We start from the raw sequence: 13,749 nt of genomic DNA, 5'->3' as shown, positions 1-13,749 counted from the left end.
CCAGACAAAAAGATAATTAAAATAAAAATTTATTCTTAAACCTTTAGATTTTTTCTATTCGAAAAATATCTTTGGTGGTAATTGTAAATTTGCGGGAGTGCATAAAATAAGCAAAAAAATCGGTTATGCGTTAAAAATTTTCAACTGTTTGAGCTCGAAGAGCGAGTTTTGAAAATTTAGCATGACCGATTTTTTTGGACTTTCAGCGCGTGGGGTTCAAAGGGGGTGGTTTAAGGAGGGGGATACCACCAGGCACAAGCAAGGGGCCTCGCAACGCCCCTTAACCCCCTCCTTAAAATTTTTACTTTGCTTTTCTAAAAAATAAAATTTTTCTTTTCCTTGACAAATAAATTTTAAAATAGTATAGTTGACGCATATTGATGAGGCGATAAAAATGAAAAACTTTAATAACTATAAAAATTTCACAAGCCAAGCATTCTGTTGTTGTTCTATAAAAATTTTATAGAACTTATTTGAATGTGAATCAATATTTTAAAATTTTAAGCAAGAAGATTTTGAGAGTATATGAATTCATATACTCTCTTTTTTTATTTAGTTTTAAGGAGGAAAAAATGACAAATTTATTAGAAACAATTGGCGAATCTAAACTCGTCCAACTAGAAAACATTGGCGGTGGAAAAATTTTTGTAAAGGTGGAAAAATCTAATCCAGCAGGCTCAATTAAAGATAGGACTGCACTTTACATGATAAAGGGCGCCATAGAAGACGGCTCACTTAAAGAAGGAATGGAAATTGTTGAACCTACAAGCGGCAACACCGGCATTGCTATTGCCATGATTGGTCGTGCTCTTGGCTACAAGGTAAATATAGTCATGCCTTCTTCCATGTCCCTTGAAAGAAGAAATTTAATTGCATCCTTTGGCGCAAATTTAATTTTAACTGGCAAAGGCGGAATGCAAGAAGCAGTGGATAAAGCAAAGGAACTTGTTGCCACAGGTAATTATTTTATGCCAAACCAATTTGAAAATAAATACAATGCCCTTGCTCACGAAGAAACTACTGGTCCAGAAATTTATAGGGATTTAAGGGACATTTCTGGTTTTGTAGCAGGAATTGGCACTGGCGGAACAGTGACTGGCATTGGAAGATATTTGAAGTCACAAAATAAAGATATAAAAGTTTGGGGCCTTGAACCTGATGAGTCTCCACTTATTACAAGGGGTGAGGCTGGCGGCCACAAAATCCAAGGCATTGGTGCAAATTTTATTCCAGGTGTTTTGGATCAAAAAATTCTCGACAAAACTATTACAGTAAAATCAGATGAGGCAATTGAAATGGCAAGAAGACTTTCTCGCGAAGAGGGACTTTCAGTGGGAATATCAGCAGGTGCAAATGTCCTTGGCGCATTAAAGATGCAAAAAGAAATTGGCGGCAACATTGTAACAGTTGCTCCTGACACTGCAGAAAGGTATATGTCTACAGACTTATTTAAAAATGACTAATTTTTTTAAAGAACTAAAATCCTATGGGAAATTTATTTTAAGAGAAGATCCCGCTTGCAAAAGCTTGTTTGAAGCCATATTTATGTATCCCATTGTGTCCGCCATGATTAGCCACAGAATTGCCCACTACTTTTATGAAAAAGACCATACCACTCTTGCCCGATGGATTTCCCAAAGGTCTCGCAAAAAAACTGGAATTGAAATTCATCCTGGTGCAAAAATAGGAAAAAATCTCTTCATCGACCACGGCATGGCTGTGGTCATAGGAGAGACTGCAGAAATTGGTGAAAACTGCCACATGTATCACAACATAACTCTTGGTGGAACTGGCAATGAAAAGGAAAAGAAGAGACACCCCACAGTGGGTAACAATGTAATAATAGGAACAGGTGCCACTGTCCTTGGTCCAGTAAAAATTGGTGACGGTGCGAAAATTGGCGCAGGTGCTCTTGTCCTCACAGACATACCTGCAAACTGTACTGCTGTTGGAGTGCCAGCTGAAGTTGTAAAATTTCACGACCCCAGCGAAAATAAATTCCATTAATTATTAGGAGGTAATATGTTTTATATTGGTGCCCACCTTTCCACAGCCAAGGGCTACGCCCACATGGCAGAAGAAGCTCTCTCTATTTCTGCCAACACCTTTCAGTTTTTTTCTAGAAACCCACGTGGTTCCAAGATGAAAAAATTAGATGAAGCTGACATAGAAAAGCTTATGCAAATTGCTGAAGAAAATAATTTTGGTCCCCTTCTAGCTCATGCTCCCTACACACTAAATCCTTGTTCCTCTACTGAAAGTATTAGAGAGTTTGCCAATATAGTCTTGGCAGAAGATTTAGAGAGGCTAAATTATTTTAAAAAGACTTACTACAATTTTCATCCAGGCTCTCACACAGGTCTTGGCGTAGATGCGGCAATAGAAATAATTTCTGCGCAGCTTAATATGGTTCTTAGAGAAGATCAAGATACTATAGTTCTACTTGAAACCATGGCAGGCAAGGGCACAGAAATTGGCTCAAACTTTGAAGAACTTGCAAGAATAATTGAAGGAGTCCATCTAAAAGAAAAAGTCGGCGTCTGCATAGACACTTGTCATGTCCACGAGGCAGGCTATGATATAGTAAATGATTTAGATGGCGTCCTTGATGACTTTGACAAAGTTGTTGGACTTGATAAACTCTATGCTATTCATTTAAATGACAGTAAAAACGAAAGATTTGCCCACAAGGATAGGCACGAAAAAATTGGTCAAGGGAAAATTGGACTGGAAGCTATAGGAAGAATTATAAATCACGAAAAGTTAAGGGACCTTCCCTTTTATCTTGAGACACCAAATGACCTCTCGGGCTATAAAAAAGAAATAGAAGTCTTAAGGTCTCTAAGAAAATAATTTTTATAAATAAATAATTTATAGGTAAACAAAAATCCTACTGACATAGTATTTTCAGTAGGATTTTTATTTAAAACATATTTAGCAATTTAGGTATTAGGTTTTTTAATGAAGAAAAAGTCATAACTAGAACAAATATATAGCTAATTGTCATAGCGATTCTAAGAAATGTTGGCTTTTTATATCCTTCATTTACATCTTCTCTCCATATTAAAAGTGTAACAAATAATCCACCAACTGGTGTAGCAATAGATGTAGCCAAGTTAGCTATGAATATCAACTGTATCGGAGAGCCGTTGAAAGCATAAGCAACTATCATACTAAAAGCAAGAGCTAGCAAACACCCATTTCTTACTAATTTTGATTCTAGACTTACTTCTTTTTGCATACCTGCATTTAATAAAACAATTCCCCTCTGTGTATTACCAATTAATGAAGAGAAGCCTGCACCTAAAAGAGCTGCTCCCATAATATAATTTGCTGCTTTACCCATTATAGGAACTAATAATGCTGCAAGTTGTGCTGGAGCTTTTATTTTTTCACCACTTGGGTGTAATACTATTGCTCCAACTAATATTATAGCACCTGAAATAAGTACTACACTAATTATGTGTACTAAAGCATCGGTAAACATTACTCCGTTAAATAAATCTTCTTTCTTCCATTTTTTTTCTTGTCCAAGATAAGTGTTATATATTCCTGCAGTTATAGCAGCATTTGTTGAAATGAAAGCAAGTGCTGTACTAAAGCTTCCCTTTGGAACTTTAAAACTCGTCATCCCTTCTGCAAAACTTTTTGCATCAGGTCCACCTACCCCTATCAATGTCGCATAAAAAGAAATAATCATTCCCAATATACAAAGTGTGATAACCTTTTCAACCTTGTTATATACATTCTTACTAAAATAGCAATAAATTACTATTGCAACCATTATGGCAGAACCTATTTTCCAATCTATTCCAAATATAAGGTTCATACCTGCACCAGTTCCTGAAATATTTCCCATTGTAAAAAACAAACAGGCTATAAATGTTGCAGTTCCGACAATAAAGGAAGCAACTGGTCCATAATATTTATGAATAGCATGAATTGTAGGTAGCCCTGTTGTTATGGCTAGCCTATTTGTAACCATCATAAATGTTATTCCCATAAAAATTATAGGTATCAAAAGCCAAATTAAATCATAACCGTAATTTCCACCTATCATGGCTGCAGTTGTAACTGCTCCAGGCCCTATAACTATTCCAGTTGCTATAAGTCCAGGTCCAATTCTTTTAACTAGTTCTTTGAAGGGTAGTTTTTTTACATCTTCTCCAATTAGTTTTTTATTATCCATATTTAGCCCCTTTTTTACAAAAAATCCTCTGCTCTGAAAAGAGTCAGAGGACTTTTCAATTCTCTTTATTTTTTAAACTCAGCCATATCAACTTTTTGTAAGCCACTCTTCTTAAGACCATTTGCGATCCAATCTTTTTCTTCTTGATTTAGTGGAAGAACTGGTTTTCTCATAAGTCCACTTGAGAATACTCCCCTTTGTACAAGAGCTTCTTTAAGTCTTGCGTGAGCTTCACCAGATGGTTGACCGCCACCATAAATAGCTTGACTGATTGGATAAATCTTATCAGATGCATCTTGAGCTTCTTTAAGAGTGTGCTTTTCAGGATTCTTAAAGATATCCCATGCTTCACAGATAATTTCAGGAACACATCCTGCGAATCCAATAAGAGCTCCATCTACACCTGTAAACATTGTTACGCATAGAGTTTCGTCGTGACAAGTGATAAGAGATATGTCTGGACATTCTTCTCTAAGAAGTCTAATGTCGTGTTCATAAATTGGTGTAACTCTTGTACCAACTTTAATGCATTTAACATGATCAATTTCTTTACACATTTTAATTAGAGTTTCAACTGGATAGAATGCCTTAGTGAAAGCTGGATATAAGTGGATAATAATATCTATATCTGCTCCTTCTGCTACATCTTTTACAAATTCAAATGGTGCATCCTTATGCATTCCAAATCTTAACCACATGTGTGGTGGCATTAATAAAATTCCGTCAGCTCCTGCTGCCTTAGCATCTTTTGCCATTTGAACAGCGCCGTTTGTGCTTTCACAGTTAATGCCTGATATTATTGTCATAATATCTCCACATTCTTCAGCTGCGATTTCTATAGTTCTAATTCTTTCTTCAGCTGTTAATCCTGTGATTTCACCAGTGTGTCCATTTACAACTAGTCCTTGGATTCCTTTGTTGTAAAAAGTTTTTAGCCATCTTAGATATTCTCTAAATTCTTTTTCATTAATAGTATCGTCATCATTTAGTGGTACAGAAACTGCTGGAAATATAGTTTTAAAAGTTTTTTCTTTAGTCATTTTTATTGCTCCTTAAATTTTTATTTTTGATTTTTACGCTGCAACGTTTTCTAACTAATTTATAACATCTATTCCCAAGTGGGGTCAATGAAATCAAGTGCTTGTACAATATTTTGCATAAATTAAAATTTCTATGCAACATTTTTGCATTAACATAGTAAATCATTATAGTTGCAATAAAAAACAAAAAACTATATTATGTAGTTAAGGATTTGAAGAATGGAGGACCCTATGGCTACATTAAAAGATGTTGCAAAATTAGCGAATGTTGATGTAAGTACTGTTTCTAGAGCTTTAAACAATAGTGGATATGTACACCCTCAAACCAAAAAAAGAATCATGGCTGCTGTAGAAGAATTAAGTTATAAACCTAATTTATTAGTCAAAGGTGTCAAAAAAGGTAAAAGAAAAAGTATTTGCGTAATAATTCCCTCTCTATTTTTATCAATGTTTGGCGAGTTAGTACAACTTATTGAAGAAAAAGCAAGAGATTATGAGTATGAAATAGTAATAATAAATACTAACGATAATCCAGATGTTGAAGAGGCTTCTTTGAAAAAAATAAGAGATAGTTATACAGATGGTCTTTTAATAGTTTCAACTGGTCAAAACAAAAGATTAATAAAAGATATAAATTCATCAGATTTGCCTGTAGTTCAGTTAGTCAGAAATCAAACCGATTTATTGAGCTCAGTTGATGTAAATTACTTTAATTGTGCCCACGAAAGTGTACATTTTTTACATAATTGTGGTTGTGAAAGGATAGCTCTTATTAATGGAATAATGGAAATTAGACCTTTTTCAGAAAGGTATAGGGGATACTTAAAAGCAACCTCTGAATTGATTATGGATGATTTGTCAATAAGTAATAATTTCTACAATATGGATTTTTATAAAACTGGATATGATAAATTTAATGAATTAATTAAAAAATATAAAAATATAGACGGAGTCCTAACTGCAAATGATCTTCAAGCAATGGGAACTCTTCGTGCCGCTAAAGATATGGGCTATTTAATACCAAATGATTTGAAAATTTTAAGCCTTGCTGGCAACTCAATGGGTGAACTTTTAGAAACAAAAATATCTTCAATGGAAATGCCACTTGAACTAATCGCACATAAGTCACTGGAACTTTTAATTAATAAAATTAATTCAAAATCTAATTATTCACAAGTAGAACATGTAACATTTAATACAACTTTAAATATTAGAGAAACAACCTAATAAAAAAATAAACTCGGGGCTTTCCCGAGTTTTTTGCATAAAAAAACTGCCACTAGGGCAGTCTTTTTTTATAATTTTAATTAAATTATTTAACTTCTACAGTTGCGCCAGCTTCTTCAAGTTTAGCTTTGATGTCGTCAGCTTCGTCTTTTGAAACGCCTTCTTTAACTGCTTTAGGTGCTCCGTCAACTACTGCCTTTGCATCTTTAAGTCCAAGTCCTGTAAGGTCTTTAACAACTTTTATAACTTTAACTTTTTCTTGTCCTGCTTCAGTGATGATTACATCAAATTCAGTTTTTTCTTCAGCTGCTGCTGGAGCTGCGCCACCTGCTACTGGAGCTGCTGCTACTGCTGCTGGAGCTGCTGCTGATACTCCGAATTCTTCTTCAAGAGCCTTAACTACTTCTGATAGTTCTAATACTGTAAGTTCTTTAACTTCTTCAATTAATTTTTCTACTTTTTCTGACATTTTATTTCCTCCGTAATTTTAATAATTTTAATTTTTTTGCATATTAATTATGCTGCTTCATTTTCTTTCTTATCAGCGATTTGTGCAATAACTCTTGCAAATCCTGATAGTGTTCCATTTAATACATTAGCAAATCCTTGGATTGGTGCGTTCAAGCCGCCAAGTACTTGTGCAACAAGAACTTCCTTAGATGGTAATTTAGCAAGTGCATCAACTTCAGAAAGTGATAATACCTTTCCGTCAACATAACCTGCTTTAATTTCTAATGCTTCATGACTTTCTGCAAACTCAGATGAAATTTTTGCTGCGGATGCTGGATCTTCCATTCCGAAAGCAATAGCGCTTGGTCCCTTTAAAAATTCTTCAAGACCACTTACTTCTAGTTCTTCAAAGGCACGTCTCATCATTGTGTTTTTATAAACTTTGTAGTCAACATTAGCGTCTCTAAACTTACTTCTAAGTTCAGTTACTTCTTCAACTGTTAAACCTCTGTAGTTTACAAGTACAATTGATTGAGCTCCTTGAATTTTCTCTTTAATTTCATCAACTAGGGCTTGTTTTGATTGTAGTTTTTCTTCTTTCAATTTGTCACCCCCAAAATAAAAAAATCTCACGCCGCCGTGAGATGTGAAAATCAAATAAATCCGAATTTCAAACCTCGGTAGGACTTATGGCATTGCCACCTACTGTCTGCGGCTTAGTAACATTGATATTATATACAGTCTTTGGATCTTTGTCAATGATTATTTGTATTTATTTTTATTTTTTTCTTTCATCTTATCTATTTTTTTATTTCCTCATATTATATAGAATTTTATAAGGTTTATAAAGTTTTTTCTATTTTTATGATTTAAAAATTATTTTAAACTTATTTTTATTATTTTCCCCAGCTCTAAAGCCTTACAAATTTTTCTCATACATCTTTATAAAAAATGTAAGCCCCAAAGTTTTCGGATCTTTTAAGCCTAAAAAACCTCGTCACGCTAATCTTCATTAAAAAAAATAGTGCAAGCTAGGAATTACTTCCTTTCTTACACTATATTTGCTACTAAAAAGTAGCCGAAGCTATTCTTTTTCATATATAAACTTGGAAATCTTCATTTAAAATAAAATTTTAAATGGAAAGATTTGTTTTTTCCACTGCTGGACTAACATTAATCTCAAATTGACCTACTAAAACAGATGATATTGTTGTAGTAACTAGAGAATAAATTATTCTAGCAAGGGGAATATAAGTTAAGGACATTACTAAGACAATTACGTCCATTAGTAAGTAGGCATAAGAAATATTTATCTTGGTCTTATTTGCTACTACAAGAGCCAAGGCGTCGTCTCCACCTGAGGCTCCTCCTTGAGATACTACAAGTCCACAACCTAGTCCAATGCCAATACCTCCAAATATAGCTGCCAAAAATGGATAGCTATAAAGATTAGGAATGATTGGTCCCATAAGGGAAAATATTTTATAGAAGATGGCAAAAAATAATGAAGCCAATAAAGTCTTTCTTAAAAATGCCTTTCCAAAAATATTTATTCCCATAATGATACAAATCACATCCATTATTAAACTTAGAATTGATGGATTTATACCAAAGGTCTTATAAGATAATAAGGCCAGGCCTAGGATTCCACCTTCTGTAATTTGAGATGGAATATGAATATTTACAAGTGTAAATGACTCAATCATAGACCCTAAGATAATATTAATTAGTCCTGTTCTTGTTAATTTAAACCAAGCCAGCTTTTGATTTAGCATTTTAACACCTCCTTAATATTTCGCAATATAAGAAGGGTATCCAACCAACAAAAAAAGACTGCTGTCGGTCGTAAGGATAACCCTTCGTACTTTTGCAATCTCGTGGTGTTGATGCTTTATTATTTGCTGATTTTTTCTTGTAAAAACTCTGAGCGTAATAGTTACTTTTTAGCTTTTTATCTACCACATCAGGCATATAGAAAGCTCTTAATTCGTAAACTTTAGCATCAGATAAAAACTACCTGAAAATTTCGGTAACCACCGTAAAATACTTAAATCAACATTTGATATTATAGCTTTTTATTTTTTTAATTGCAAGTTTTTTTCTTAAAAAAATTAAGATTTCATAAAATTGTCACAAAGTTAATTTTAAAAATTTCTCATAAAAAAGGACTTAAGTTTAAACTTAAGTCCATTAAAAAAACCCCTGCTTCATAAGAAGTTGAGGGGTTTATCTTAGGTGTTTTTATTTTTCCGTTAATTTTTGTCCGTTGATTCTAATTCCAGGACCCATTGTTGAAGCAACTGTTACTGATTTTAAATAACGACCCTTTGCAGATGCTGGTTTTGCTTTTATTATAGCATCTGAAATTGTCTTAAAGTTTTCAGCAAGTTTTTCAACTCCAAAAGAAACTTTTCCGATTGGAACATTAATGATTGCAGCCTTGTCTACTCTGTATTCAACTTTACCTGCTTTAGTTTCTTTTACAGCTTGTTCTACATCAAATGTAACTGTACCTGATTTAGGGTTTGGCATAAGTCCCTTTGGTCCAAGAACTCTACCGATTTTACCAACTACGCCCATCATGTCTGGAGTTGCAATAATTACATCAAAATCAAACCAGTTTTCGTGTTGGATTTTTTCAACTAATTCTTCTCCGCCTGCATAGTCAGCTCCTGCTGCTTCAGCTTCTTTAATTTTTTCTCCCTTTGCAAGAACAAGAACTCTAATTTCTTTACCTGTTCCGTTAGGAAGAACTACTGTACCTCTTACTTGTTGGTCAGCATGTCTTGGATCTACACCAAGTCTTACTGCAAGTTCAACTGTTTCGTCAAAGTTTGCCTTAGCAGTCTTTATAACTAAGTCAAGAGCTTCATTTACATCATATAAATTTGATTTATCTACTAGCTTTGCGCTATCTTGATATTTTTTACCTCTTTTTGGCATATTTACCTCCTTCGTGGTACTTGCGGCCTAGCCTCCCACTTATCTTTCTACTTCTATACCCATACTTCTAGCTGTACCTGCGATCATTTCCATAGCAGCTTCTAAGCTTGCTGCGTTAAGATCAGGCATCTTTGTTTTAGCTATTTCTTCTACTTGAGCCTTTGTCAATTTTCCAACTTTTTTCTTGTTAGGTTCACCACTTGCCTTAGCCATATTAAGAGCTTTCTTAATAAGAACTGCAGCTGGTGGAGTCTTTGTGATAAAAGTGAAAGAACGATCTTGATAAACTGTTAGAACAACAGGGATAATCATACCTGCTTGATCTTGAGTCTTTGCGTTAAATTCCTTTGTGAACTGCATGATGTTTACACCATGTGGTCCTAGTGCAGTACCAACTGGTGGAGCTGGTGTAGCTTTTCCTGCAGGAATTTGTAATTTTACTAATGCTATGACTTTTTTTGCCATTTTATTTCCTCCTTGTGGTAATGCGGGTTTACCCTCCCACACATTTCTTACTCTTTAATAATCTGATTGAAATCCAATTCAACAATTGTATCTCTTCCAAACATTGAGATACATACCTTAACCTTAGCTTTGTCGTAATTGAAGCTGTCGATTTTACCTACCAAATCTTTAAATGGTCCATTAATAACTTTGACAACTTCTCCTACATCGAAGTTATCGAATAACTCTTTGCTATCGGTAACTCCTAGTAGCAACACTTCTTCATCTGTTAGTGGCACAGGCTTTGAAGCTGGTCCAACGAAACCAGTTACTCCTCTTGTGTTTCTCACAAGATACCAAGTTTCGTCGTTCATAATCATGTTGACAAGAACATAAGATGGGAACATCTTTCTTTCTTTTGCCTTGGAAACTCCATCCTTAGTTTCAACATAGTCTTCCATAGGAATTCTAATGTCGAAGATGACATCTTCCATATTGCGATTGTGAACCATAGCTTCCATGTTTGCCTTTACCTTTTTTTCATAACCTGAATAAGTGTGAATTACATACCATTTTGAAGCTTCATTGCTATTAAGTTCTTGTGTATCCAACTAAAACACTCCAATCAATAAATAAAACCAAATAAAAACATTATGATTTTATCATATGCTAATAGTAGTAATGATGACAAAATAACTGCAACAATTACTATTATAGAATACTTGATTATAGTATCCTTAGTTGGCCATACAACTTTTTTGAATTCAGATTTCACACCTCTAAAGTATCTACCTAGACCGCCTTTTTTTTCTTCAGTCTTAGGTGCTGTTTTAGTAGCCATAAATCCTCCTTACTTAGTTTCTTTGTGAGTTGTATGTTCTTTACAGAATTTACAATACTTCTTTAGTTCCAATCTTTCAGTAGTATTTTTCTTGTTTTTATATGTCACATAATTTCTGTTTTTACATTGTGTGCATTCAAGTACTACTCTATCTGCCATAAAAACACCTCCAGTGCTAAAAAAAAGAGCCGCCTTTGGCTCCTTCTAATTTACTAAGTAATACTACCACATAAGTCCCTCTTTGTAAAGCTATTTGTGATAAATTTTCTCTATTTTTTGTGCTTTTAATTATTTTTTTCTCCATCAAAGTTTTTTAAGATTTCACTTATTTCAGCTGAGTCCATAAAATCATAAATTTTCCAGTGACTTGGCAGCAAAAATTTGTAGGGCCCAAGGGAAAATCTCTTATCCATTAAAAGAATTTTTCCTCTGTCATCTTCAGTTCTTATGACGCGTCCCGCCGACTGCACAACCTTTATCATGCCTGGATAAATATAGGCATACTCGTAACCTCTCTTGTACTTTTTTTGGAAATGGCTCTTTAAAATATTTCTTTCATAGGATAGACCAGGTAGACCCACAGTTATTATGGCGACGCCTCTTAATCTTTCTCCAATTAAGTCTATGCCTTCAGAAAAAACTCCACCCATAACTGCAAAGGCCCTTGTGCTAGAAGAAAAAGTAAAATTATTTAAAAATTCTTGACGCTCAATTTCAGTCATGTCCCTATCTTGCTTAACTGCCTCCTGGTCTATATCAAGGTATCTTTCGTAGACACTTTCCATAAAGGAATAGGATGGAAAGAAGAAAAGATAGTTTCCATCATCATTGGAAAAATTTTTCAGATTGTCAATTATTTCATCAATTGAATCTTCTCTATCCCTATAAACTGTGGAGATTTTATTATTTCTAAGAACAAGTAAATTTTCTGGATTAAAGGGGGATTTTATCTTGTAATAGTTTGTCCCTTCACCTGCCCCTAAAAGTTTTCCATAATATTTTATGGGACTTAGGGTTGCTGAGAAAAATACAGAGGACCTTGGAGTCCTCAAAATATTTTCAAAAATTGGCGCAATATCTAAGGATTTTATTTTTACAGAGTCATGGCTTTTTATGGAGACGAAATCTTTGTTGTAGTATTCCAAAATTTTTATGTACTTAAAAAATTTAAAATAAATGTCAAGAGCATCTTCATAGCCCCGGGCTTCCTTGTCCTTGGTCAAGTAGTCATTCATAGAAAAAACTGTCTTTTCCACTTCTCCATTAAAGGCTAAAAATTCATCATAGGAATAAAAAGTTTTTTGGCCGAGTTTTTTAAACTCTTCAAGGGCATTTGTGAGGTGCTTTCTGACAGCCTTCCTCTTCTTGGGAAGAAGGTATAAAAGTTTTTCCAAGTCGCCGATAAAAACTTCTGCCGAGTACATTTCCCTGCCCCTCTCCAAGAGGTTGTGGCTCTCATCAATGAGGAGGGCGAACCTGAGCATGGAGTTTTCAAAAAATCTTTTTAGGTAAACTGTTGGGTCAAAGATGTAATTGTAGTCGCAGACAATGAAGTCAGAGAAGTCCAATAAGTCCAATTGATATTCAAAGGGGCAGACCATGTGAAGCCTTGCAAATTTTTCAATATTTTCCCTAGAAAAATTGTCGCAGGAGTCAAAAATGTCTATTATGGCATCATTGACTCTGTCAAAGTGTCCCTTGGCATAGGGACAATCCTTGGGATTGCAAGAAACTTTGTCATTTAAGCAAATTTTTTCCTTGGCAGTGACAATTACAACCTTTAATTTTAATTTTTTATTTAAAAGTCTTTCCAGGGCATCCTTAGCAGCATTTTTCCCCGTAGACCTTGCCACAAGATAAAAGGCCTTGTCAATTTTATCTTCTCCCATGGCTTTGATTGTGGGGAAAATCGTTGAAATGGACTTGCCAATGCCCGTTGGTGCCTCTACAAATAATTTATTTTCCTCATCAACGGTGTTGTAAACCGCAACAGAAAGCTCTCTCTGTCCCTTTCTGAATTTTTTAAAGGGAAATTTTAATTTTTTTATGGACTCATCCCTCGTGTCCTTCCAGTGGACAATTCTCTTGGAAAACTCCAAATATTCCATTAAAGTTCCCATGAAAAAGTCGCGAAGTTCTCCAAAGGAAAAAGTCTTTTTTATGTTTAAAGTTTCTTCTGTCTCCAGTTGGAAGTAGGTTAGCATGACATTTACCTTGTCAAGTTCATAGTCCTTGGCATAGATATAGGCGTAGCACTTAGCCTGTGCCCAATGCATAATATTTTCTTCCTTTTTAAGCTCTTCTAAGTCCCTTGTAGTTGATTTTATTTCGTCAACTGTGACTTCCTCGGAAACTTCAATGCCATCGGCGCGACCTTCCACAGTGAAATTTATGTCCTCAATTTCTTCAGTGGTCCTCAAAAAAACTTCTGTCAAAAAATCTTTGGAGTATTCCCTTTGCACCTTTTGATGTGCTCTTATGCCCTGGACAGCTCTTTTGTTGGAAAAAAATCTCCTGTCTATGTCGCCAGACCTTTTGACGAATTCTATTAAATTTCTTACGGAGATTTTTACTTCCTTCACGCTAACCCTTCCTTATTTAAAATTATTTCTTAA

15 protein-coding genes and 1 other annotated feature are annotated in these 13,749 nt (G+C 34.6%); of the genes, 4 read left to right on the top strand and 11 right to left on the bottom strand.

From position 1 onward, the window contains the following. Positions 1-572 precede the first annotated feature (572 nt). The 3 genes from cysK to Q0U74_RS01205 are packed head-to-tail and all read left to right on the top strand — an operon-like array spanning position 573 to position 2,853. Positions 573-1,463: a cysteine synthase A gene (cysK, locus tag Q0U74_RS01215; RefSeq protein WP_297392154.1), complete on the top strand. Its 891-nt coding sequence runs from the start codon at positions 573-575 to the stop codon at positions 1,461-1,463. Next, on the top strand, positions 1,456-2,007 hold the full coding sequence (epsC, locus tag Q0U74_RS01210) for a serine O-acetyltransferase EpsC (protein ID WP_297392152.1): 552 nt from the start codon (positions 1,456-1,458) through the stop codon (positions 2,005-2,007). The genes cysK and epsC overlap by 8 nt, the downstream gene beginning before the upstream one ends. Before the next feature lie 15 nt (positions 2,008-2,022). After that, positions 2,023-2,853, top strand: coding sequence for a deoxyribonuclease IV (locus tag Q0U74_RS01205; protein WP_297392150.1), 831 nt, complete (start codon positions 2,023-2,025; stop codon positions 2,851-2,853). Positions 2,854-2,923: 70 nt separating this feature from the next. On the opposite strand, the gene Q0U74_RS01200 is transcribed toward Q0U74_RS01205, so the two are convergent. After that, on the bottom strand, positions 2,924-4,189 hold the full coding sequence (locus Q0U74_RS01200; protein ID WP_297392148.1) for an Nramp family divalent metal transporter: 1,266 nt from the start codon (positions 4,187-4,189) through the stop codon (positions 2,924-2,926). Positions 4,190-4,254: 65 nt separating this feature from the next. Continuing rightward, on the bottom strand, positions 4,255-5,229 hold the full coding sequence (locus tag Q0U74_RS01195; RefSeq protein ID WP_297392146.1) for a dihydrodipicolinate synthase family protein: 975 nt from the start codon (positions 5,227-5,229) through the stop codon (positions 4,255-4,257). 231 nt (positions 5,230-5,460) lie between these two features. Between Q0U74_RS01195 and Q0U74_RS01190 the strand changes: the two genes are divergently transcribed. Beyond that, complete coding sequence (locus Q0U74_RS01190; protein WP_297392144.1) at positions 5,461-6,456, top strand: LacI family DNA-binding transcriptional regulator; 996 nt, start codon at positions 5,461-5,463, stop codon at positions 6,454-6,456. Positions 6,457-6,541: 85 nt separating this feature from the next. On the opposite strand, the gene rplL is transcribed toward Q0U74_RS01190, so the two are convergent. The 9 genes from rplL to Q0U74_RS01145 all read right to left on the bottom strand — a co-directional run bounded on the left by rplL (position 6,542) and on the right by Q0U74_RS01145 (position 13,716). Then, the gene (gene rplL / locus Q0U74_RS01185) at positions 6,542-6,925 is read right to left on the bottom strand and encodes a 50S ribosomal protein L7/L12 (protein WP_070610455.1); all 384 of its coding nucleotides are present in this window, start codon (positions 6,923-6,925) and stop codon (positions 6,542-6,544) included. Positions 6,926-6,972: 47 nt separating this feature from the next. Continuing rightward, positions 6,973-7,509: a 50S ribosomal protein L10 gene (gene rplJ / locus Q0U74_RS01180; protein ID WP_070610456.1), complete on the bottom strand. Its 537-nt coding sequence runs from the start codon at positions 7,507-7,509 to the stop codon at positions 6,973-6,975. Positions 7,510-7,517: 8 nt separating this feature from the next. Further along, positions 7,518-7,639, bottom strand: a sequence feature (ribosomal protein L10 leader region). Between the two features lie 400 nt (positions 7,640-8,039). Continuing rightward, complete coding sequence (locus tag Q0U74_RS01175; protein WP_297392140.1) at positions 8,040-8,681, bottom strand: YitT family protein; 642 nt, start codon at positions 8,679-8,681, stop codon at positions 8,040-8,042. Between the two features lie 466 nt (positions 8,682-9,147). Next, the gene (gene rplA / locus Q0U74_RS01170; protein ID WP_297392138.1) at positions 9,148-9,849 is read right to left on the bottom strand and encodes a 50S ribosomal protein L1; all 702 of its coding nucleotides are present in this window, start codon (positions 9,847-9,849) and stop codon (positions 9,148-9,150) included. A gap of 39 nt (positions 9,850-9,888) precedes the next feature. Further along, positions 9,889-10,314, bottom strand: coding sequence for a 50S ribosomal protein L11 (gene rplK / locus Q0U74_RS01165; RefSeq protein WP_297392136.1), 426 nt, complete (start codon positions 10,312-10,314; stop codon positions 9,889-9,891). 47 nt (positions 10,315-10,361) lie between these two features. After that, a complete protein-coding gene (nusG, locus tag Q0U74_RS01160) occupies positions 10,362-10,904 on the bottom strand; it encodes a transcription termination/antitermination protein NusG (RefSeq protein ID WP_297392134.1) in 543 nt (180 codons plus the stop codon). A 14-nt stretch (positions 10,905-10,918) separates the two neighbouring features. Next, positions 10,919-11,134, bottom strand: coding sequence for a preprotein translocase subunit SecE (gene secE, locus Q0U74_RS01155; protein WP_297392132.1), 216 nt, complete (start codon positions 11,132-11,134; stop codon positions 10,919-10,921). 9 nt (positions 11,135-11,143) lie between these two features. Next, entirely contained in the window at positions 11,144-11,293 is a 150-nt protein-coding gene (rpmG, locus tag Q0U74_RS01150; protein WP_010242627.1) for a 50S ribosomal protein L33, read from the bottom strand. Between the two features lie 125 nt (positions 11,294-11,418). After that, positions 11,419-13,716, bottom strand: a complete 2,298-nt coding sequence (locus Q0U74_RS01145; protein WP_297392129.1) for an ATP-dependent DNA helicase — start codon at positions 13,714-13,716, stop codon at positions 11,419-11,421. Positions 13,717-13,749: the final 33 nt, after the last annotated feature.

It is taken from the genome of uncultured Peptoniphilus sp. (assembly GCF_946998875.1).
In the GTDB taxonomy this organism is placed as follows: domain Bacteria; phylum Bacillota; class Clostridia; order Tissierellales; family Peptoniphilaceae; genus Peptoniphilus_A.
Note: the sequence above shows the minus strand (reverse complement) of the source record. Positions and strands in the feature narration are given on the sequence as shown.